Source organism: Endozoicomonas sp. SESOKO1 (assembly GCF_024606265.1).
Lineage (GTDB): Bacteria > Pseudomonadota > Gammaproteobacteria > Pseudomonadales > Endozoicomonadaceae > Endozoicomonas.
This window is the reverse complement of record NZ_JAHHPP010000290.1, coordinates 1-21,709: the sequence shown is the minus strand read 5'-3', so window position 1 is coordinate 21,709 and position 21,709 is coordinate 1. Positions and strand designations below refer to the sequence as shown.

The following is a 21,709-nucleotide window of genomic DNA, read 5'->3' as shown; positions in this document are numbered from 1 at the left end:
ACCATTTTTCATCCCTGAGGGTGGCGCAAAATATTTCCACGCGCCATGGGCATTTTTGTTTGCAGAGGGCATATTTGTGTTAACAGGTCTTAACCGGGGTGTTCTCTTGATCGATCTTGAGGGGACACAGCTGACTGCTGAAGAAAGCCAGCTGATTTCCCTGCCCAGTGTTGCAGGGATTGTCCTTTTTTCCAGGAACTACCAGAGTCGGGAACAGTTAATTGCCCTGGTCTGCTCTGTCCGGAATGTTCGCCGGGATCTTTTAATCTGTGTTGATCAGGAAGGTGGACGCGTTCAACGCTTCAAGGACGGATTTACCCGTCTGCCTCCAGCACAGGCCTATGGGGCATTTGACCCGGATCAGCAATGTCAGATGGCTTATGAGTCAGGCTGGCTGATGGCTTGTGAGCTGCTGGCCTGTGGGGTGGACCTTTGTCTTGGGCCTGTATTGGATATCGATCATGGTAAAACGTCGATTGTGGGGGATCGGGCTTTTGGGCGTTCCGCCGGGGAGGTGATTCACCTGGCCTCATTATGGGTTGATGGGGTCCATGAGGCAGGGATGTCCGTGGTTATCAAGCATTTTCCGGGTCATGGAAATGTAGATTCTGATTCCCATGTGAGCCTTCCCCTGGATGATCGTACTTTTGATGAGGTCTGGCAGTCTGATATGCAGCCTTTCCGGGTCATGATTCAAAAGGGAGTTGAGGCAATGATGCCGGCCCATATCGTATTTCCGGCTGTTGACCAGAATCCGGTCGGTTATTCACCAGAATGGCTGAAAGGCGTATTGAGAAATCAGCTGGAATTCAAGGGGCTTGTTATCAGCGATTGCCTGACAATGGAAGGAGCTGCGAAAACGGGCAGCTATCCTGCCAGGGCCAGGGCAGCCCTGGATGCCGGTTGTGATCTTCTCATTATCTGTAATCGTCAGGGGGTTCTGGATGTATTGGATGAAATAGATGGCCCGGGCTTGCAGGGTGCCGGTCCGGGTGATTTGATGCCAGACTCATACACTGACTGGGATTCTCTTGAAAAGTCAGGGCGCTACCAGAAAGTCATTAAAATGTTGGCCGGGGCCTTTGGAGCAGGGTGATTTTTCATCACTCTTTACGAATACCCGTTATCAGCATGAGGTAATTTCAGGCAACTTTCTCTCCAGGCTGACGAACTGGTTTATAGTTATAGACCCAGTGCGCATTTACTCTTCTTCCAGTCCTTATTTACCTGTTTTGGTTAAGTATTGTGGTATAACCATGGGCTTTTCATCCCTTACTGCAGCCAATATTCCTGATTGGCTGATCCTGGCAGTCATTGTTGTCTTTCTGACAGCTTTTACCCGTTATCTGGTCGGCAAACTCTTCGGCAAACTCATAACTAAAGCGGAAGCCTCTCAGAAATTCTGGGATGGCGCGCTGCTTGCGGCTGGTCAGAAGCCGGTTTATCTGTTTATCTGGGTTACCGGGTTAAGCTGGTCAGCAGAAGAAATATGGGCAGGAACCGGAAACAGTCTGTTTGAGCGCCTCTTCAGTTTTCGGGATCTATTGGTCATTATTCTTTTCTGCTGGGTTTTTTTGTCTTTTATCAAAGCATTGGAGCATCGATACCAGCAGTTTGACCACAAGAAAAAACTGGATCAAACCTCTATTATTGCCCTGGGGCGCCTGATGAGAGTTGCCGTTATCATTACCGGAGTTCTGCTTGCCATGCAGGCCCTGGGTTACAGCCTTTCAGGTATCCTTGCCTTTGGTGGGGTGGGGGGGCTTGCTGTTGGTTTTGCTGCCAAAGACACGCTGGCTAACTTTTTTGGGGGCTGGATGATCTATGTTGATAAACCATTTCGTGTAGGAGACTGGATTAGTTCTCCAGATAAAAATATAGAAGGGACAGTAGAGTATATTGGCTGGCGGCAGACTCGTATTCTGACTTTTTCACGGCGCCCTCTTTATGTTCCGAACGCTACATTTATGAATATTTCGGTCGAAAATCCCTCCCGGATGCAAAATCGGCGTATCAAACAGATCTTTGGTTTAAGATATTGTGACAGCGATAAAGTCAATTTGATTCTTGACGATGTCCGCAGTTACCTGAGCCGTCATGATGGTATAGATCAGAACAAGGTTATCATGGTGAATTTTATTAGCCTGGGTGCATCAAGTCTTGATTGTCAGATTTACTGTTTTACAAAAACCACTGACTGGGCGGCATACCTTCTGCTTCAGGAGAAAGTGTTGCTTGAGACCATCAGCATTATCCATAGTCATCAGGCGGATATTGCCTTCCCGACCCGTACTCTGGATTTTTCTTATGGTGATCAGGGGAGGACTGATATTAAGGAGCGAGTTGGTTCGCTTCCTTATGAGGTTGCAAAAATCTGATTTTTTTAAATGGGTGGTCAGGTTAGCTACTTATGGAGGAATGCTTGAAAGAAGATATCAATCAAACTGGCTACAATTTATAAAAATAACCAACTAGACCGCTGAATGATCTCGATCATGAATCCCGAACTTATTTCATTCTATTCCCATTTGATTATTGGCTTTTTTCTGGCTGTCGCCTCATTTTATGGAATAAAGTGGCTGGCAAATTGCGCGCAAAGGGGGCAGGAAACAGTATTCTGGTGTCTTGCTGCCAGCATTCTGCGCAGACCTTTGCTGACGCTGCCCTGGGTGCTGTTCGTTCTCTATTTGGCTCATTACTGGCCGGGTCTCAAGCAGTCGGAAGTTACTGAAACGCTTCATCTGATTCAAAAACTGATTCTTACCATCTATCCTGCCTGGCTCATCTGGGAAATAAGCCTGAATATGGAAGGGGTGCTGGATTCCATGGGCGCGCGGTGGCGCAAGCGTTTATCGGCTTCAGTTATTGCCCGTTCAGTACAGCTGATCATCGTTGTTTCAACACTGTTGAGCCTTGCCCAGACCTTCGGGTATAGCCTGTCAACTCTTCTGGCCTTTGGTGGTATTGGCGGTATTATTCTGGGTCTTGCCGCCAGGGACTGGCTGGCCAATTTTTTTGGTGGGTTAATGCTGATGCTGGATCGTCCTTTTACTGAGGGGGACTGGATTCGCTCTCCGGACCGATCAATTGAAGGGCATGTAGAAAAAGTTGGCTGGCGTCTGACAAAAATAAGAACGTTTGATCGGCGGCCTATTTATGTTCCGAACTCAATCTTTACCGGGATAGTGGTCGAGAATGCCACGCGAATGAGAAACCGCCGGATGATTGAAAATTTTTCGCTCCGTTATGAGGATATAGGAAAATTATCCCGTATTCTCAGCCAAATAGATGACCTTGTTCAACAGATTCCCGAAGTTGACAGTCGTGAGCCTCACTATGCCGTATTCATTCGTTATGATGATTCTGCCCTTTTATGCCAGGTTCGGGTTCATATCACAAGAACGGATCGTGTTGGTTTTTTAAAGGCCCAGGAATCTATTTTACTCCTGGTAGCGGCGGTTGTTGAGAAGGAAGGGGCATCGTTTGCTTATCCGACTCGAAGGATTCTCTCGGATGGGTCGATAACACGGTAGTTATATTCATAGGATGAAAATTGATAATTAAGCTAATGGATATATTGATTGTTGAGGATGCCCGTGACCAGAGAATGATTCTTTCTGTGGCTTTGAAAAAGCAGGGGCATCGTGTCTTTGAGGCATCAGACGGGTATGAAGCGCTGAATGTTCTGGAAAGCCATCCTGGTATCCGGATCGTAATCAGCGACTGGATGATGCCAAACATGGATGGTATGGAACTCTGTGAGGCGATCCGTAAAAGTCATATTGAGTACTATGTCTATTTCATGCTGCTAACGGGGATATCGGATCGTGAGGCCATGGTGGAAGGTATTAACCGTGGCGCTGATGATTTTATCAATAAGCCTTTGGATTTTGACGAGCTGGGTGCGCGCCTGAATGCCGGCATTCGAATCATCGAATTAAAAGCGGCTCTTGAACATAAAATACAGACGATAGAAAAAGACCTGGAGTCAGCGGCAGAAACACAGGCGCGTCTGCTATCTGAGCCAGCGAAAATTCAAAATGTGGATTTTAACTGGTATTTCAAACCAAGTCGCATTCTTGGTGGGGATATGTTTGGTTATCAGGCGCTGGATGGGGAGACACTGGGTTTCTATCAGCTGGATGTAGCCGGGCATGGTATTCCGTCAGCACTGTTCTCTTTTTCATTGAACAATACGCTTCGTGAGGACGGGGGTGGATCACTGCTCAAGGAGTCATTCAGCGAGCCACCGTTCTATCGGGTAAAAGAACCGGATGAAGTACTGATGAGTCTGAATGAGCAGTTTCAGGCAAAACCTGAGTCGATGCTCTACTTCACCATAGCCTACGGGTTAATAAACAGCCGGACCGGTTCAGTTACTTTTTCACAGGCTGGTCATCCACCATCACTATGGCTGAAAAGTGGCTCAAAATCTGTTGAAAAAATTACCTGTAGTGGCGTACCGGTAGGAATGATGCCAGCCATGACTTATGAAAATATCACTATTCAGCTTCAACCTGGCGACAGACTTTTTCTTTACTCCGATGGGGTGACAGAGTGTGCAAACAATATCGGTGAAATGTTTGGTGAACAGCGGCTGGTATCTTCTTTGGAAAATACCTTTGATCACACCATTGAAGCCATGATCAGCCGGGTTGAGCAGGACATTATTAACTGGACTGGAGCTGATGTCTTTGAGGATGATGTAACGTACCTGGTACTGGAGTGGCAGCCGTAAATAAGCGTCTGCCGACTTATTAATGATGCAATGTTGATGACGCAAGGAGAGCGACATGCCATTTGAATCTAAAATTGAAGCCGGTCATACCATCGTATCCATCGATGAAACCCGGCTTGATGCTTCTCTATCAGAGCCTGTGCGGGCTTACCTGTTTGACCAGATCGATAATGGCTCCGATAACCTGATTATTGATCTATCCCAGGTGCGCTTTATGGACAGTAGTGGTTTGGGTGCACTGGTTGCAGCCCTGAAAAAAATGGGGGGGACAGGTTCAATGAAACTGGCAGGTGCCCAGCCTGCAGTTACGGATCTTTTCAGTCTTACCTCCATGGACAAGTTGTTTGCCATTCTCCCGACAGTGACCGAGGCCATTGAGGAGAAGTAACCATGACGGACGAAAAGGGGCAGGTTGTCAGGCTTGAGATTGACAGCGAGCTGGCGAATACCACCCTGATTGCCATGGCTGTCCGGGGGCTTTGTGCGATGACAACACTGTCACCGGTTGAGGTTAATCGTGTGGAGCTGTGTGTTGTTGAGATTGTTAATAATGCCATTGAACACGCCTATGGGAATGAAAAGGGGCATAAGGTTGAGGTTGGGGTTAGTCTATTGAAAGCTTGCTTGATGCTGACCATCAGTGATTGGGGTAAGTCAATGGATCAGGGTAAGCTGGGGAGCAGGGATATCTCAGTGGATCCTGATGATCCTGCTGCATGGCTATGCAGTGGTAGAGGCTTGCCAATCGTTCAGAGTTTGATGGATAACGTCAAGTACCAAACTGTTGGCGATAAGAACAGCTTTATCATGAGTAAGCAGATCAGGAATTGATCTGCTTACTCTTTTTTATCGGCGTCAGCTGCTTTTTTCTGACAATGTCATACCCATTTCCACCAGAGAGTCAGGGCGATCATAGGGCGTAAGTTTTAAGAGCACGCCAATCTCCGGGCTGTCTATGTATTGCAGTTCCTTTACATTTCGGATTCTTCTTCGCTGCTTGATTTGAAAGTTATCGGTTATGCGCAACGGTGGTGAGCCATCATGCAGTCTGACCAGAACATCAGATTCTGTATCAGAAGCGGCAAGAACGTCGGATGCACTTTGTTGGTACTTGTGTTTCTTCACGGAAAGTGAGGAGTAAAGCGATTCCGGACTTAATTTATTCAGCCACAGATCAATATCAACATGCAGAAAACGCTCTTCACTGACGCTGACTGTTCCATTCAACAACAGGCTGTCCTGCCCCTGTATAGCAGCACGGATTTCAATCGGTTGCTTACCTGATTCAGCGCTTACAGGCATTCGCCATGCTTTTTGGGTAATTACCTGATAATTTCGATTCTTCTCAAGTGCAGTAACCTGGTTGTTCAGCACCCTTTCACTGGCTGGTAGAGCGACGTAGGCATCACGCCTGATGTCCGGATGGCTGGAACGCAGGTTTTCAGATTCAGTGATTTCAAACAGGGGGCTACTGGCATTAGCGTTTGCAGAATGGCTACGCAGCTTTATTGCATTTTTAGGCACCCTGTGACCGGCAACTGCTGGCCAGGCTTCGCCACTGTCATTATTGAGGTAACGAAAAACCACCAGATCCACCTGATACCATGAGTTGTCCGGTTCTCCATTATTCGCGCTCTGTGAGGCAGAAAGCGGTAAATTGAAAAGTAGTGCTATCGACAATGCGATCAGCTGAAGTTTCTTCATGCAGAATATCCTTGGATTTAACAATCCAGAATCAGGGTTTACAACTTTTCTACAGCAGCACCAGGCAGGCTGAAAACCAAGTCTGATCGTACTCAAAAGCGGTTAACCAGTAAGTCTGTCCAGCAGCGTTTCCGTGGCTTTGAACCTCTGTTCCGGAGTTTCCATCGTGACAATGTACTTTAAGATGCTGCTGCCTTCCAGCCTGAACTGCTGAGGGCTTGACTGAATAAGGCTAATAATCAGCATGGGGTCTATGCTGGGTTGTTCTTCAAACTCAACTCTTACCTCTTTGCTGCTGGCGTCGAGTTTCCTGATGCCCAGATTCTGGGCACAAAGTTTCAGCTTCATCTGACGGAACAGGTTTTTGGCAGGATCGGGCAAAAGGCCAAACCGGTCAATCAGCTCAACCTGGAGGTTCTTCAGCTTTTCCTCATTATCCGCGGCGGCAATTCGCTTGTAGAGAATCAAACGGCTATGGACATCATGAATATAGTCTTCAGGTAACAGGGCTGGAAGCCTTAAGTTGACTTCTGTGCCATGGTTTAAGGGCTGGTCCGGATTGGGTGTTTCACCGTTGCGAAAGGCTGTTACGGCACGCTCAAGCATCTCGGTGTAGAGCGTAAAGCCGACACTTTGTATCTGGCCACTCTGGCCTTCACCCAGCAGTTCACCGGCACCCCTGATTTCCAGGTCGTTCGAGGCCAGCATGAACCCGGCACCAAGGGTTTGTGCTTCCGAAATGGCTTCAAGACGTTTCGCGGCATCAGCCGTCATCGATTTCGGTGCCGGTGTTAACAGATAAGCGTAAGCCTGGTGGTGTGAGCGACCAACCCTGCCTCTAAGCTGATGCAGTTGGGCCAGGCCAAACTTGTCTGCCCTGTTAATGATGATGGTATTTGCATTGGGAATATCGATACCGGTTTCAATGATGGTTGTACATACCAGAACGTTGTAGCGCTTGTGGTAAAAATCGGACATCACCTGTTCAAGCTGGCGCTCACGCATCTGGCCATGACCGGTAATGACCCGTGCTTCAGGAATAAGCTCCCGGAGGTCGCTGGCTGCTTTCTCAATGGATTCAACCTGATTGTGCAGATAGTAGACCTGACCGCCACGAAGGAGTTCCCTGAGGATCGCTTCTTTTACCAGGGGTTGATCGTACTGGCGGACAAAAGTTTTCACCGATAGTCGCCGTGCCGGTGGTGTGGCGATAATGGAAAGATCGCGAATACCGGACATCGCCATATTGAGCGTTCTGGGAATGGGTGTCGCGGTCAGCGTCAGGATATCAACCTCAGATCTTAATGACTTCAGTTTTTCTTTGTGGCGAACCCCAAAGCGGTGCTCTTCATCAATAATCAGAAGGCCGAGATCTTTAAAAGTAAGATCTCCCTGAATAATCTTATGGGTACCAATAATGATATCCAGTTTCCCCTCAGTGAGCCGCTGTTTTACCTGGTCCACGGCTTTTTGTGACTTGAACCGTGAAATAACATCAATTTCTACCGGCCAGTCCGCAAACCGATCACGAAAACTCTCGTAATGCTGTTGTGCCAGAAGCGTAGTAGGGACCAGAATAGCCACCTGTTTACCGCTATGAACCGCAAGGAATGCGGCACGCATGGCAACTTCTGTTTTACCAAAGCCAACATCACCACAGACCAGACGGTCCATCGGTTTTGGCGCGCACATATCGCGAATAACGGCGTTAATGGTCTGTTGCTGATCGGGCGTTTCTTCAAACGGAAAGGCCGCAGCGAAAGCCAGGTAGTTCTGCCCTGGCTCAGCGAAAGGAAACCCTTTTCGTGCTTCTCTGCGGGCATAAATATCCAGCAGCTCAACGGCCACATCCCTTGCTTTTTCTGCGGCCTTGCGGCGCACCTTGCTCCATTGCTCGCTGCCCAGCCGATGGAGCGGGGCAAGTTCATCATCGGCGCCGGTGTATCGGGAAATCAGGTGGAGAGATGCGACAGGAACATAGAGTTTGGCCTCGCTGGCATATTCCAGGGTCAGAAACTCAGTGGTCTGGCCATCCACTGCCAGTGTTTCCAGTCCTCTGTATCGGCCAACCCCATGGTCAATATGAACCACAGGGGCGCCGATTCTTAATTCGGTCAGGTTACGAATAACCTGGTCTGCACTTTGCTCGTCTTCTGTCTTACGCCGTCTGGTCTGTTGTACTCTCTGGCCAAGCAAAAGCGCTTCCGGGATAACAGCAATTTGCTCTTCAGGTAGATACAGTCCGTTGTCCAGCAATCCGGTACTGACAGCCAGAACGGGTTTTTCCCTGAGAAATGCGGGCCAGCTCTCACAGAGGTCAGGGGTTATCTTATTCTGGCTCAGCAGCTCCAGCAGGACTTCCCGCCGGCCGGCACTTTCGGCGACCAGCAGGACATGATTGATGCCATCCATGAAGGTTTTCAGTTGTGCCAGCGGCTGCTCAAGCCGGGCATTAATAGTCAGTTCCGGCAACGCTTCACGGTTTAAGTTAAAGCGCCCGGCTTTAGGTGCAACAGGCTGCTCAAACAGTGTGACCCTGGGGAAGTCGTTAAGTCTGCTGTATAACTCTTCAGATGGCATCAGAACCCGGGATGGCGGGAGGATTGGCCGCAGAGGATCGACACGTCGGTTTTCATAACGTGAATTAACATCCGAATAAAAATGATCCAACGATGAACCCATGGTGTCGTAGACCAGTATCCGGGTGTTTTGTGGCATGTAGTCGAAAAGCGTTGACGTCTCTTGAAAGAAGAGCGGCAGATAATATTCAATGCCCGGACTGGCAATACCTTTACTGATGTCCTGGTAAATTGGGCATTCACGATAGTTAACGTCAAAGGTTTCCTGAAAGTTACTTCGAAATAAGGCTATCCCTTGCTTATCCAGGGGGAATTCATGTCCTGGCAACAGTTGTATTTCTTCAACCGTTTCAATGGAGCGTTGCGTTTCAGGATCAAAGGTTCTCAGCGACTCTATCTCATCATCAAAGAGATCAACTCGATAGGGCGTGTCAGCTCCCATGGGAAAAATATCAACGATAGAGCCACGAATAGCGAACTCGCCATGCTCCATTACTGAGTCAACACAACGATAGCCAGCCTGTTCAAACTGGCCTCTTCGTTCATCAATGATAAACCGGGTTCCCGGTTGCAAAGAGAGACAGCTGCCCATGAGATAGTGTTGCGGACACAGGCGGTGTAATGCTGTGGTGACAGGCACAATCAGGATTTTTTTTCTACCACGGTTGGCTGAGGAGGGAAGGTGGTAGAGGGTTGAGAGTCGTTGGGAAATAATATCCTGATGGGGTGAAAAGGTATCGTAAGGTAATATCTCCCAGTCCGGCATTTGCTGAATATCGATGTGTGATTCTTCAGCAAGAAAGAAGGCTAGCTCCTCTTCCAGCCGGTTTGCTGATGAGCTGTCTGGAGTGATGATCATCAGCGGATGGTTATCCATTACCGCAGCACAGGAAATGGAAAAGGCAGGTCCGGCTTTAGAGAGATTTCCCCACTGAAGTTTGTCGCCGGGCCGGGTTGGCAAAGGAATAGTGTGTTGAAACATGAAAATCCTGAAGGTTCTCCTGATTGCCTCAAATGCAGGGAAAATGTCCATTATGACTTTTCCGCATTCTTTGCTTATGGTTGTCTGCTGTTAATAAAGTTGCAAAGAAAGTGGCTACGGATAATTTACACATACAGTTATAAAACGTGCATTGTAGCGTTTGTGATCCCTTTCTCCCAGTATTCCCAAGGCGAAATGACGGCAAAGAACGAAAATTCAGTGTGAAAAGATCGCCAATGTTAATGTTTGATAATCTTTGTTGCCTGGAGCACCTTCAACAAGGATAATAGTGACGGAACATAAGTCCCAATGAAGGGGCTGAATTTAAAATAGAAATAATAAACGGGAATTTATCGTGGTAGCAGACCGTTTTCAGGACTGGAAAGAGCGTGAAGCACTGGCTGAGTCAATGATCCCTCTGATCGGCAGGCTGTACAGAGATCACCATGTTGTCACGTCTGTATTTGGGCATCCCATCATTAACCGCTCCGTTATTACCCTATTAAAAGCTCACAAGTTTGTTCGTCAGATTGAGGATAACGGTCTTTCTGTCCGTGAGACTCACCCTGTGCTGGAAATTCTGACAGGCCTTGACCTGGGGCCATCCCGTATTGATATTGGCAAGCTGGCGGTTGGCTATCGAACCGAAGGGGATGGCCGGTCACTGGATGCGTATGTGACGGAAAAAGTAGCGTCAGTTACCAATGGTCACAAACAGACTCTGGGGTCCGGTCAGGATGTCGTATTGTACGGTTTTGGACGGATAGGCCGTTTAATGGCCAGAATCCTGATTGAGCGTGCGGGCAGCGGTTCCGGCCTTAATTTGAGAGCTATCGTTGTCAGGCCCGGCGGTGCAGGCAATGACCTTCAGAAACGCGCCAGCCTTTTGCGCCGTGACTCTGTCCATGGTTCATTCCAGGGCACTATTTCTGTCGATGAAGAGAATAAAGTCATCTATGCCAACGGTGTGGCCATACAGGTTATTTATTCGAATAGCCCGGATTCCATCGATTACACACACTATGGCATCAACAATGCCGTGGTTGTCGACAATACCGGGAAATGGCGTGACAAAGAAGGGCTGGGCCTCCATTTGCAGTCACAGGGGGTATCCAGGGTCCTGTTGACCGCACCTGGCAAAGGGGATATCAAGAATATTGTTTATGGGGTCAATCATAACGATATTGAGCCCGGGGATCAGATTCTTTCCGCCGCTTCCTGTACAACAAACGCTATCACGCCGGTTCTGAAGGCAATTAATGATCAGTTCGGTGTTGAACACGGTCATGTTGAGACCGTTCACTCATACACCAATGATCAGAACCTGATTGATAACTATCACAAAGGTGAGCGCCGTGGACGCAGCGCTGGCCTGAATATGGTGATTACCGAAACCGGGGCGGCTAAGGCGGTTGCCAGGGCCCTGCCTGAACTTGAAGGTAAATTGACGGGTAACGCAATTCGGGTGCCGACCCCTAATGTTTCACTGGCAATCCTTAACCTTTCCCTGGCCAAAGCGACGACAGTTGATGACCTTAATCGCTTTATCAGGGAAACCTCTCTTTATTCCAGCCTTCAGAAACAAGTGGACTACGTGACGTCTGTTGAAGCGGTTTCCAGTGATTTTGTCGGTAGCCGTCGTGCCGGGGTTGTTGATGGGCAAGCCACTATCGTTGACGGCAAGCGCTGTGTGCTTTACGTCTGGTATGACAATGAGTTTGGTTACAGCTGTCAGGTAAACCGGATTCTTCAGTTTATGTCTGGTGCGATGTACCCATCGGTTCCATAAACGCGTGCCTGTCAGTAATGGCCACTTCAAAGATTGACTGATTAGTGTCTTGCTGATCAGTTGGTTCACATTGCCTATTTTTCAGGTCTTATCAATCCGATCCCGATTTACGTCAGTATAAGCATGACGTAAATTGACACAGGTCAAGGATGAGGGTGGCTGATCGCCCCCTAAATTGTAATCATTCTCATTTGTGTATATATTCATGGCAGTTGAAAACTTGCCAGGCACCATTCATTTCATACTAAAACCCTACAAAAAAAATAGGCTTTTATTCCTGGCATCTGATGTGGGTTTCAATGTTTAGGGCGTTTTTAGGCGTCATCGGCTGCAGTGCAGAGAAAGCACTGCCAAAACCGACGTATGATGCCTGTGGAGAAGTACATGAAGGTGACGTTGGGTGAACTGAAAACCGGAGAATGTGGCCGGGTAACGGCTTTTCTGGATGCCGGCAGTGCCTACCGGCGGAAATTGCTGGCAATGGGGCTGACTCCCGGAACCCGGTTCACGGTTTGTCGTGTTGCTCCCTTGGGGGACCCGATCCAGTTGGAAGTCAGAGGTTTCCAATTATCGATTCGAAAGGATGAGGCTGCTGTTGTTGAGGTTTCCAGAACATGAAAAAACACGTTGTTGCAATCGTAGGGAACCCAAACTGTGGCAAGACAACGCTGTTCAATGCGTTGACCGGTGCCCGGCAGCGGGTTGGTAACTGGCCTGGCGTCACGGTTGAAAAACGCAGTGGTTTTTATACCTTTGCAGATAACTCTGTAGAAGTCGTTGATCTGCCCGGAACCTACTGTCTGGATGTTGTTGACAGTGATGTCTCTCTTGATGAAAAGGTAGCCCGTGATTATATTCTGAAGCGTGAAGCTGATTTGATTATCAATATTCTTGATGCCTCGAATATCGAAAGGAATTTGTACCTGACTACACAATTGCTGGATATGGGCGCTCCGGTAATCGTTGTACTCAATATGATGGACGTTGCCAGGGAAAAAGGCATGGACATTGATATTGATAAGCTCTCTGAGGAACTCAGCTGCCCGGTGCTGCCCCTGGTTGCCAGTAAGACAAGCAATATAAAAGCCTTTTTAAAAGACATTAATGACTTTCTGAATAATGGTATTTCAGTGGCCCCACCATTGAACCTTGGTGAGCAGCTGGAACAGGCCATTGGTGTTATTGAATCGACCCTTGAAGCGTCCGTCAATCTTGATAGTCCGCTGTCCCGGCGCTGGTATGCCTTGAAGTTACTGGAAGGTGACACTGTTCCCCTTCCTGAACTGACCTGGCAAGTGGTTAATGAGGCTACACGGCAGCGTCATATCATCGAAGCTGCCCTTGAGGAAGATCTTGATATTATCCTGGCCAGTCGTCGTTACGATGTTGTTGGTCACATCATGGAGTCAGTGATTCGTGAGAGAGGGGTTGCCAGTCATCGGTTAACCGAATCCATTGATCGTGTCGTACTGAATCGGGTGATGGGGTTCCCCATTTTCCTTGGTGTCATGTATCTGATGTTTATGTTCACCATTAACTTCGGTGGCGCCTTTATCGATTTCTTTGATATCTTCACCGGTACTCTGCTGGTGGACGGACTGGGCCACTGGCTGAGTTCTGTTGGAGCTCCAGCCTGGACAGTGACCTTACTGGCTGATGGTGTGGGTGGTGGTATCCAGACAGTATCGACATTTATCCCGGTTATTGCTTTCCTTTTTCTGTTTCTTTCCATTCTGGAAGACTCGGGCTACATGGCCAGGGCTGCTTTTGTCATTGACCGTCTAATGCGTTTTCTGGGGCTTCCCGGCAAAGCATTTGTTCCTATGCTGGTTGGCTTTGGCTGCAACGTTCCTGCGATTATGGCAGCTCGAACGCTGGATAATGAGAAGGATCGCCTGTTGACCATCTCCATGGCCCCTTTCATGTCCTGTGGTGCCCGGTTGCCAGTGTACGCGTTGTTTGCCGCTGCCTTTTTCCCTGAATCTGGCCAGAATGTGGTGTTTATCCTGTATCTGGTGGGTATTCTGGCCGCGATATTTACCGGGTTGATTCTCAAGCAGAGCATCCTCAGCGGCGATAGTTCGCCATTTATCATGGAGTTGCCCAATTACCATTTGCCATCGGTAACTCAGGTAATGTTACGCACCTGGGATCGTCTCAAAGCTTTTATCCTGCGTGCAGGCAAAGCGATTGTGCTGGTGGTGGTCGTGCTGAACACTCTGAATGCTATTGGGACCGATGGTTCTTTTGGTCACCAGAACACTCAGAGCTCAATGCTCAGCAAGATTGGCCAAACCATTACTCCGGTATTTGCGCCCATGGGCATGACCGAAGAAAACTGGCCAGCGGCGGTGGGGCTGTTTACCGGTATTCTGGCGAAAGAAGCCGTTGTAGGTACGCTTGACTCAATGTACGGTGCGATTGCTGCTTCTGAAAACACTGGCACTGAGGGTGAAACAACTTTTGACCTGCTGGCCGGTATCAAGGATGCGGTTGCGACTATTCCTGCCAACCTCAGTGGACTGGGTGGAACACTGACAGACCCTCTGGGTGTCGAAGTAGGTGATCTGACCGATCTGGACGCGGTTGCTGAAGAGCAGGCAATTACGGTCAGTACATTCTCTGTTATGGCTGGTCTGTTCCCCAGTAATGCTGCTGTTATTGCCTACTTATTAATGATCCTTCTGTATACCCCCTGCGTAGCAGCATTGGGCGCTATTTACCGGGAAACAAGCCTGGGGTGGACGCTCTTCATATCCGGATGGACTTTCTTCCTCGGGTATGCGGTTGCCACTGTTTACTATCAGTTGTCACTGGTATCTGTGCAGCCCGGTGAAACGCTGCTTTGGGTTGTATCCATAATGCTGATGATGTTTATTGTGGTGACCTTGATGAAACGGATGGGAGCCACAGTCCTGCAGGGACGGATGGATGTCAGTCCGCAATGATATCGTAGACAGGACATCGCAGGCGCAAAGAGTGGCCAAAAGCACTTTCAGTGCTTTTGGCTGGCAACTGAAACCTGAAGTGACAGGCGCTGACCATGCTGATCAATATTCGTGATTATTTGAAGCAGCAGAAAGTTTGCTCTCTGGCTGATCTCAGTGTGAAATTCAATACGACACCGGAGGCCATGAGAGGAATGCTCTCACACTGGTTAAGGAAAGGTCAGTTGAGCTGTGAACAACCGGGTTGTTTTGTGGCCTGCAAAAAGGGTTGTGTTTCCTGTGATCCTGCTGAGTTGGAGATCTATCGCTGGCAGGGTAAGGCACAACAAATCCCGATGTTTAATCTTGCCTGAGCTATTTCAGTGAACCTGGTACAGGTAAACCGGAGTCTTGTACAAGTCGCGTGCCTTAATGACCTGAACCGGTTTACTGCCTGACAAGCTGAATGTGTGGGTGACTACCCAGCAGCCTTTGGGCAGCTCAGGCATAATTTCTGTTTCAATGCGCTTCATGGCGTCGGGAAATAAATAACAGACAATAAGTTTCGCATTACTGAAATCGGCCTCAAAGAAATCCTTTCTTTTTACCTCAATTCCATAAACAAACTGCGTATAGATAGCCGGTATTGGAGAGCGTTCCCAGACTTCAATCTTTTTGTCAGGATATTTTTCTCTTAATGTGGGAATCAGGTGTCCCCAGCCAGCACCAAGCTCCATAATATGACCGGACACGTTGTTGGGAAGGATGTCTCTGATTGCCGACCGTACTTTTCGGGAGGTGGGAGTTGGACCAATGCCGAGGCATAGGGTCCAGAACAGGATAGAGCCGGTAATCAGACCGGCTACAATCAGGAGTATTGTTGTAATTATTAAAGAATTCAATGGATTATGCGTTAATTTTCAATCCGCTCCCAGGTTTGTGAACGACCAATCAGCGAGAACCCGATATAACCCCGGACTTCCAGTTTTTTGCCATCTTCCAGCACTTTCATGTTAGCGCTGTAGACTTTCCCGGATTCAGGGTCGACGATTTTTCCATCGTCATATGCGCTGCCTTGTTTTTCCATGTCCCAGAGTATGGTCATACCCTGAACCTTCTGACCTTTCAGATCACCTTTGCACTGATCGCAAATGCTGTCCTGTTTGGCAGGGTCAAGAATCTGGGTTACCTTGCCAGACAGCTTGCCATTCTCTTCGAAGATCGTGACATAACTTTTTGCTTCACCAGAACTGTCATCAATGGTTTTCCATATGCCCAGGGGGGAAGCGGCGAAACTAAAAGAGGACAGGCAGAGGGAAAACAATCCAGCGGCCAGGGCGTGTTTTTTCAGAAACATGTGAGGGAGTCTCCAATACTCCGGAATTTTCCGGAGTTTACGGTAATCATTCCATTGTGGTGTCATTCAGGTAGAACAGCTTACCCCGGACACTTCTGCGAAATTCAGAAGGGGTAAGCTGGTAGCGACGCTTGAATACTCGGGAAAAATAATCGGCGTCGACATATCCCACCTGAAGGGCTATTTCGGTAATGCCCAGATTAGTATTCTTTAATAGATCGCTTGCCTGATCAAGCCTGATTTTGCGAACATACTCCATGGGGGGGGAACCGGTCGCCTGTTGAAAACGGCGATTCAGTGTCCGGGCATTCAAACCTGACAGTTTGCCAAGGGCATCAACCGTAATTTCACTGGCGTAATGATGGTGGATAAAGTCCTGCAGGGAGACAATCACTTCATCCTGGTGTGCTGTCGCATGATCTTCAGCAAAATGGGTGTCTTTGAAGGGTTTTCTGATTTCATGAGAGAACTGCTGCTCAACCTTCTGGGCGATTGACTCGCCAAGGGCAACGCCAATCATGTGCACCATCAGGTCAGCGACCGAATTGACGCTGCCAGCGCAATAAATACGGCCTGCACGGGTAATCAGGTGATTGGGTTTGAATTCAACGCCAGGAAAAAAACGCTGTAGTTTTTCCATGTAAAACCAATGGGTTGTGGCCGGTTTTTGATCCAGCAGCCCGGTTTCTGCCATAAAGGCCACCCCGGTGCCTGCAGCGGCAAATATGGCACCGGAGTCATATTGGCGTTGTAACCAATCAATGATTTCCGGGTGTTTCCTGACCACCGGAATCGGGTTGCGCCAGAGAGCAGGAATCAGGATCAAATCACCATTGCCGCTCTGTTTAAAGGTTCTGTCGGGTGTCAGTCTCAAGCCGCCAGTGGTGGTGACGGGGCCAGGCGTTCTGGCACAGAAATGAACCTCAATACTTTTTTTATTAGCGGACAGCCGGGTGTATGTCATTGCCGCTTCAAGCATCTCAAGCGGTAATGTCACACTGGTACTGATCATATGCTCTACCATGGGTATCAGTACGCGGTTCAACTGGATTGGGGGTGGCTGTTGAAACATTGGTATGAAAACTACTCAGCTGTATGTCTTTTTCGTCTTGATTTGTGTCTTTTTCATCCGGTTAAGTTTATCACGAAATCATTAAACTAGTGCCAACTTCATTTGATTGTTAATTTGATTTCTTAACAACCTGATCCCTGCCCAGAATCTGAGAAGCAGGTAGCTCTGTTGTTATACAGGAGTGTGGTTTGTCCAGATTACCCGTTATTGTCGCTCAAGGTGGGGTCAGCCCAGCTGGAAGAACCTCTGGTTTTCATGGTTATCGTCGTTTGGTACTGGAATGCCTGGATGACCAGTCGCAGAGTGATACTCTTGCTGCGCTTCGAACGCTGAGAAACCTGCCGGAAGGCAGCAGTCGGGAAGATATTCTTTCTGGAACATTGATTCGAGAGCTGGAAAACAACCTGTTTGATCATAAGGCCATTCCTGTTCATCAGGCTGTTCAGGCTGAGGCTGGATCTGAATTTATTCTTAAGGGACGTCGTTTACCCAATCCATTGCCTGCTGGCTGGCAGTTGGAAAAGCGGGAAGATGGCCAAATCAAGGTCAGAATCGAAACCAGCCAGCAGTTAATGATTCCTGCAACCCGGGAATCACTGGTCAGCGCAGCGGGTCAGCTACCCAGCGGGTTTGCGCCTGAAAAGCTGTACCAGTCCCGGAACCACCCCAGGTCACTGACCATGACGGTGTTCGGTGCATCCGATGCTATCTACTCTGCCGGTATGGACTGGAACGTGATCAAGCAGAAACTAAGCCCTGATCAGGTTGCGGTTTATTCCGGCAGTGCCATGAGTCAACTGGATTTCAACGGCAATGGTGGCCTGCTTCAGTCCCGTTTGCTGGGTAAGCGGGTAACCTCAAAGCAGTGTCCACTGGGTTTTGCCGAAATGTCTGCAGACTTTATCAATGCCTATATCCTTGGGTCTCTGGGCGGCACTGGAACCAATATGGGGGCATGTGCCACCCTGCTTTACAATCTGGAGCAGGGCGCTTCTGAAATTCGCAGTGGCCGCCGGCGTCTGGTGATTGTGGGCAATAGCGAAGCGCCCATTACTCCGGAAGTCATGGAAGGTTATTCTACCATGGGGGCTCTGACCACGGATGCTGCGCTTCGGAATCTGGATGGGCTGTCTGAAGCTGAAAACCCCCACTGGCGAAGAGCTTGTCGACCATTTGGAAATAATGCTGGTTTCACCATTGCAGAATCCAGCCAGTTTCTGGTGTTGATGGATGACGAACTAGCTCTTGAGTGTGGTGCCGAGATCCTGGGATCGGTTGCGGATGTATTCATTAATGCGGATGGTTTCAAGAAGTCTATTTCTGCACCGGGAGCCGGTAATCATTTGACCGTCGCCCGGGCTGCCGCCTTGGGAAGAGCCATTGCTGGCGAAGATGCCCTTCGTTACCGGAGTTTTGTCCAGGCCCACGGCACAGGAACACCGCAGAACCGGGTAACCGAGTCACATATTCTCAGTGAAACCGCGAAAGTGTTCGGCATGGACAGCTGGCCGGTTGCCGCCGTGAAAAGTTATGTTGGCCATTCTATTGGCGCAGCGGGCGGTGATCAGATTATGGCAACGCTCGGTGTCTGGAAGCATGGATTTATTCCCGGTATCAAAACGATCAATGGTCTGGCTGAAGACGTTTATTCGGAAAAACTCAACATTCTGCAGAATCACCTGGAAACCGGCGTTGATCAGATGGATCTCGCGCTGATTAATGCCAAGGGTTTTGGTGGCAATAATGCCACTGCACTGCTGCTAAGCCCCGGAACAACCCGAAAAATGCTGAAAGCCCGTCATGGCGATAAGGCCATGACGCAGTGGCAGAAGAAAAACGAATCAGTCACCCGTCAGCAGGATGACTATGAACAGCGCTGCCAGAGTGGTGAAAGCAACCCGATTTATCAGTTTGGTGAGGGTGTACTGGATGGTGGTGACCTGACGTTTACCGGGGAACAGGTTAATGTTCCGGGCTATGGGCAGGCGTTAAATCTGGAGATGGAAAACCCTTTCTGGCATTTCAACTGATATCATCAGGGAGGGCTGTTACAGCCCCCCTGATAAAACGGCTTAAAGCGATGTTTCGGTAAATGAAAAACTCCGACAATCAAACAGCCCATTCGATGTCAATTTAAGTTCCGGGATCACAGGCAGGCTCATAAAGACCAGGGTCATCAGTGGTTGAATATTGCCATTCACACCCAGTGTGTTTCTTGCCTTGTCTAACAGCTTGCCCATGGTTTGAGCCACGGTCTCAGCATTCTGGTCTGACATCAGGCCGGCGATTGGCAATGGCAGTTCACCAATCACCTCACCATTATGCACCAGAACAAAACCGCCCCCGATGGATTCAACCTGCCTGACGGCCGTCAGCATATCCTGATCGTTGTCACCCACCACCACAATATTGTGGGAGTCGTGGGAGACCGTGGTAGCAATAGCACCGCCAGTCAAGCCATAGTCTGCCAGAATGGCCAGTGACATATTGCCGGAGGCTTTATGGCGTTCAATCACGGCCAGCTTATTGAGTCCCGGATTAAGTCGGGCATCGAACAGACCCTGGTTATCGGCTTTCACTGCCACTTCAAGGGCTTTGGTCAGCACACCACCGGGCAGTACACCAATCGCCCTGGCTTTGTCAGAACCTAATGGCAAACGGAAGTTCTCAACACCCAGAGGTGCCAGATTGACCGTATTCATGACTGAAGGGCAGTGATAGTCTTCAATATCAACCACCATCTCGCCGTGACGGGCCACTTCCCGGCCGGCACAAAATACCCGGTTGACGTTAAAGCTCTGGAAATCGTCAATGATTACCACATCGCCGTCATAACCGGGTGCCAGGGCGCCTTTCTTTTTCAGGCCGTAACACTCTGCCGCATTCAGCGTGCCGATGGTAATGGCCATGACCGGATCAATGCCGGCTTCAACCGCCAGGCGCAGGTTCTTATTGATATGACCGCCATTGATAATATCTCTGGGCTCCCGGTCATCCGTACAGAACAGACAGCGGCGGGCATTGGCAGCATTGACCCCTTTCACCAGTTCCAGAAGATCCTTGCAGGCGGAACCCTCACGAATCTGGACATACATACCCATCCGGATTCGGTCCAGCATCGCTTCAATACTGGAACACTCATGATCGGTTTTAATACCGGCCATGGCATAGGCCTGAAGATCCAACCCTGTCAGGCCAGGGCTATGGCCGTCAGCAATATAACCGTGATCGTGAGCCAGTGTCACTTTGGCCAGCATGGCATCGTCACCATTGATGACGGCAGGGAAGTCCATGACCTCGCCAACCCCCAGAACATCCGGATGGTTGATCAGTTCAGCCAGATCTTCTGCCATTAATACTGCCCCTGCTTCTTCAAAAGGTGTTGCCGGAACGCAGGAGGGCAGCATGATCTTCACGTTAAGCGGCAGGTTCTCTGATGCATCCAGCATATAGCGAATACCATCAAGACCGCAGACATTGGCGATTTCATGGGGGTCAGCAATGATAGTGGTGGTACCGTGAGGCAGCACAATACGGGCAAACTGGGGTGGTGTGATGGACGACGACTCAATATGAACATGACTGTCAATCAGTCCGGGCATGACAATGCCACCGTTGGCATCAATGATTTCACAGGCTTCATAATCCCCGATACCGATGACTTTGCCCATGCCCAGGGCCAGTGGCCCATCAATGAGACGCTGATTAAATACATCCACCACTTTACAGTTGATGATCAGTGTATCTACCGGGATTCGGCCTGCGGCCATATCGATCAGTTGTTTCATGTTTCAGGAATATAGGTCAGGTATACACTCCTTGTGTCCACGACGCAGGTCGGCTTCCTTCGGAAACCGGCCTGCGCCATGATTGCCTTACAGGGTTTTGTGACAGCCCCGCAGAGCGTAGGAGTGGGGTTAGTTGTTATTCAGCGGCGCTGAGTACCGGATTAAAGACGTTCTGCTCGGCAAAACTCACTGCACCCAGATCCGTCATGGCATAATCCGGAATGGCCGTGATTTCCAGACAGCACATATAGAAGATCGGGTCAGGCAGGTCACAGCCCAGTTCCCGTGTCACTGCCTTCATCTTCCGTTCTGCTTCTGCCATCGCTTCAGGGCTGATATCGGAGGTAATGCCACAGATAGGCAGATGGATGAAATCCATGACTTCACCGTCTTTGACAATGACCTGACCGCCACCTTGCTCTGCCAGGTAATTGATGGCAATGGACATATCTTCAGAGTTTGTGCCAATGCAGACAATATTGTTGTCATCCGGTGCCTTGGAGCTGGCCATGGCGCCGGCTTTCAGCTTCCAGCCGGAAACAAAGGCAACCGGTTTGTTGCCATTCTTGCCAAACCGTTCAACCACCGTGGCGTAGAGTACGTCGTTGTCAACATCCGGCAGCACCACGCCATTTTCCACCTTCAGTTGTACATCCCGGCGGCGGCGGACAAAAGGCACATCAAAGTCCACTTCCATGGACAGCACATTGACCTTGTCTGCTTTCAGATCGGTGAATACCTTCATATCAGCCGGGGTAATGGCTGGGATTTTC

At 49.1% G+C, this 21,709-nt stretch carries 19 protein-coding genes; 12 read left to right on the top strand and 7 right to left on the bottom strand.

Annotated features, from left to right (window positions below):
• The 6 genes from nagZ to KDK13_RS12825 form a co-directional block, all read left to right on the top strand.
• On the top strand, positions 1-1,096 hold a 1,096-nt coding region (nagZ, locus tag KDK13_RS12850; RefSeq protein WP_257285369.1), incomplete at its 5' end, for a beta-N-acetylhexosaminidase.
• Between the two features lie 160 nt (positions 1,097-1,256).
• The gene (locus tag KDK13_RS12845) at positions 1,257-2,378 is read left to right on the top strand and encodes a mechanosensitive ion channel family protein (RefSeq protein WP_257285368.1); all 1,122 of its coding nucleotides are present in this window, start codon (positions 1,257-1,259) and stop codon (positions 2,376-2,378) included.
• Between the two features lie 117 nt (positions 2,379-2,495).
• Complete coding sequence (locus KDK13_RS12840; protein WP_257285367.1) at positions 2,496-3,533, top strand: mechanosensitive ion channel family protein; 1,038 nt, start codon at positions 2,496-2,498, stop codon at positions 3,531-3,533.
• A gap of 35 nt (positions 3,534-3,568) precedes the next feature.
• Positions 3,569-4,738, top strand: coding sequence for a PP2C family protein-serine/threonine phosphatase (locus tag KDK13_RS12835; RefSeq protein ID WP_257285366.1), 1,170 nt, complete (start codon positions 3,569-3,571; stop codon positions 4,736-4,738).
• Between the two features lie 55 nt (positions 4,739-4,793).
• On the top strand, positions 4,794-5,126 hold the full coding sequence (locus tag KDK13_RS12830; protein ID WP_257285365.1) for an STAS domain-containing protein: 333 nt from the start codon (positions 4,794-4,796) through the stop codon (positions 5,124-5,126).
• Between the two features lie 2 nt (positions 5,127-5,128).
• Complete coding sequence (locus tag KDK13_RS12825) at positions 5,129-5,569, top strand: ATP-binding protein (protein WP_257285364.1); 441 nt, start codon at positions 5,129-5,131, stop codon at positions 5,567-5,569.
• A 24-nt stretch (positions 5,570-5,593) separates the two neighbouring features.
• Here KDK13_RS12825 and KDK13_RS12820 read toward each other — a convergent pair whose 3' ends face one another.
• Together KDK13_RS12820 and mfd are read right to left on the bottom strand one after the other, a co-directional pair.
• Positions 5,594-6,442 (bottom strand): peptidoglycan binding protein CsiV, encoded by an 849-nt coding sequence (locus KDK13_RS12820; protein WP_257285363.1) that lies wholly within the window; start codon positions 6,440-6,442, stop codon positions 5,594-5,596.
• Between the two features lie 102 nt (positions 6,443-6,544).
• Positions 6,545-10,003 (bottom strand): transcription-repair coupling factor, encoded by a 3,459-nt coding sequence (gene mfd, locus KDK13_RS12815; protein ID WP_257285362.1) that lies wholly within the window; start codon positions 10,001-10,003, stop codon positions 6,545-6,547.
• 355 nt (positions 10,004-10,358) lie between these two features.
• On the opposite strand from mfd, the gene KDK13_RS12810 reads away from it, so the two are divergent.
• From KDK13_RS12810 to KDK13_RS12790, 5 genes are all read left to right on the top strand, one after another.
• On the top strand, positions 10,359-11,792 hold the full coding sequence (locus KDK13_RS12810; protein ID WP_257285361.1) for a glyceraldehyde-3-phosphate dehydrogenase: 1,434 nt from the start codon (positions 10,359-10,361) through the stop codon (positions 11,790-11,792).
• 384 nt (positions 11,793-12,176) lie between these two features.
• Positions 12,177-12,410 (top strand): FeoA family protein, encoded by a 234-nt coding sequence (locus tag KDK13_RS12805; protein ID WP_257285360.1) that lies wholly within the window; start codon positions 12,177-12,179, stop codon positions 12,408-12,410.
• The gene (gene feoB / locus KDK13_RS12800; RefSeq protein ID WP_257285359.1) at positions 12,407-14,740 is read left to right on the top strand and encodes a Fe(2+) transporter permease subunit FeoB; all 2,334 of its coding nucleotides are present in this window, start codon (positions 12,407-12,409) and stop codon (positions 14,738-14,740) included. Before KDK13_RS12805 ends, feoB begins: the two co-directional genes overlap by 4 nt.
• Positions 14,724-14,855, top strand: a complete 132-nt coding sequence (locus KDK13_RS12795; RefSeq protein WP_257285358.1) for a hypothetical protein — start codon at positions 14,724-14,726, stop codon at positions 14,853-14,855. The genes feoB and KDK13_RS12795 overlap by 17 nt, the downstream gene beginning before the upstream one ends.
• Positions 14,836-15,093 (top strand): FeoC-like transcriptional regulator, encoded by a 258-nt coding sequence (locus KDK13_RS12790; protein WP_257285357.1) that lies wholly within the window; start codon positions 14,836-14,838, stop codon positions 15,091-15,093. Before KDK13_RS12795 ends, KDK13_RS12790 begins: the two co-directional genes overlap by 20 nt.
• A gap of 6 nt (positions 15,094-15,099) precedes the next feature.
• Here KDK13_RS12790 and KDK13_RS12785 read toward each other — a convergent pair whose 3' ends face one another.
• The 3 genes from KDK13_RS12785 to KDK13_RS12775 are packed head-to-tail and all read right to left on the bottom strand — an operon-like array spanning position 15,100 to position 17,148.
• Positions 15,100-15,621 carry a hypothetical protein gene (locus KDK13_RS12785; protein WP_257285356.1) on the bottom strand — a complete coding sequence of 174 codons (522 nt, stop codon included), beginning with the start codon at positions 15,619-15,621 and terminating at the stop codon, positions 15,100-15,102.
• An 11-nt stretch (positions 15,622-15,632) separates the two neighbouring features.
• A complete protein-coding gene (locus KDK13_RS12780; protein ID WP_257285355.1) occupies positions 15,633-16,076 on the bottom strand; it encodes a DUF2147 domain-containing protein in 444 nt (147 codons plus the stop codon).
• 46 nt (positions 16,077-16,122) lie between these two features.
• Complete coding sequence (locus tag KDK13_RS12775; protein WP_257285354.1) at positions 16,123-17,148, bottom strand: GlxA family transcriptional regulator; 1,026 nt, start codon at positions 17,146-17,148, stop codon at positions 16,123-16,125.
• Between the two features lie 188 nt (positions 17,149-17,336).
• Between KDK13_RS12775 and KDK13_RS12770 the strand changes: the two genes are divergently transcribed.
• Positions 17,337-19,178 carry a beta-ketoacyl synthase gene (locus KDK13_RS12770; protein WP_257285353.1) on the top strand — a complete coding sequence of 614 codons (1,842 nt, stop codon included), beginning with the start codon at positions 17,337-17,339 and terminating at the stop codon, positions 19,176-19,178.
• A gap of 42 nt (positions 19,179-19,220) precedes the next feature.
• On the opposite strand, the gene ade is transcribed toward KDK13_RS12770, so the two are convergent.
• Both ade and KDK13_RS12760 read right to left on the bottom strand, forming a co-directional pair.
• The gene (ade, locus tag KDK13_RS12765) at positions 19,221-20,936 is read right to left on the bottom strand and encodes an adenine deaminase (protein WP_257285352.1); all 1,716 of its coding nucleotides are present in this window, start codon (positions 20,934-20,936) and stop codon (positions 19,221-19,223) included.
• A 136-nt stretch (positions 20,937-21,072) separates the two neighbouring features.
• Positions 21,073-21,709: adenine deaminase C-terminal domain-containing protein (locus KDK13_RS12760; RefSeq protein WP_306671110.1), on the bottom strand; the 637-nt coding region annotated here is incomplete at its 5' end.

Bases quoted from the DNA above. Each gene is read 5' to 3' on its own strand.
- KDK13_RS12845 (WP_257285368.1), top strand. From the start codon at position 1,257: ATGGGCTTTTCATCCCTTACTGCAGCCAATATTCCTGATTGGCTGATC.
- KDK13_RS12840 (WP_257285367.1), top strand. From the start codon at position 2,496: ATGAATCCCGAACTTATTTCATTCTATTCCCATTTGATTATTGGCTTT.
- KDK13_RS12835 (WP_257285366.1), top strand. From the start codon at position 3,569: ATGGATATATTGATTGTTGAGGATGCCCGTGACCAGAGAATGATTCTT.
- KDK13_RS12830 (WP_257285365.1), top strand. From the start codon at position 4,794: ATGCCATTTGAATCTAAAATTGAAGCCGGTCATACCATCGTATCCATC.
- KDK13_RS12825 (WP_257285364.1), top strand. From the start codon at position 5,129: ATGACGGACGAAAAGGGGCAGGTTGTCAGGCTTGAGATTGACAGCGAG.
- KDK13_RS12820 (WP_257285363.1), bottom strand. From the start codon at position 6,442: ATGAAGAAACTTCAGCTGATCGCATTGTCGATAGCACTACTTTTCAAT.
- mfd (WP_257285362.1), bottom strand. From the start codon at position 10,003: ATGTTTCAACACACTATTCCTTTGCCAACCCGGCCCGGCGACAAACTT.
- KDK13_RS12805 (WP_257285360.1), top strand. From the start codon at position 12,177: ATGAAGGTGACGTTGGGTGAACTGAAAACCGGAGAATGTGGCCGGGTA.
- feoB (WP_257285359.1), top strand. From the start codon at position 12,407: ATGAAAAAACACGTTGTTGCAATCGTAGGGAACCCAAACTGTGGCAAG.
- KDK13_RS12795 (WP_257285358.1), top strand. From the start codon at position 14,724: ATGTCAGTCCGCAATGATATCGTAGACAGGACATCGCAGGCGCAAAGA.
- KDK13_RS12790 (WP_257285357.1), top strand. From the start codon at position 14,836: ATGCTGATCAATATTCGTGATTATTTGAAGCAGCAGAAAGTTTGCTCT.
- KDK13_RS12780 (WP_257285355.1), bottom strand. From the start codon at position 16,076: ATGTTTCTGAAAAAACACGCCCTGGCCGCTGGATTGTTTTCCCTCTGC.
- KDK13_RS12775 (WP_257285354.1), bottom strand. From the start codon at position 17,148: ATGTTTCAACAGCCACCCCCAATCCAGTTGAACCGCGTACTGATACCC.
- ade (WP_257285352.1), bottom strand. From the start codon at position 20,936: ATGAAACAACTGATCGATATGGCCGCAGGCCGAATCCCGGTAGATACA.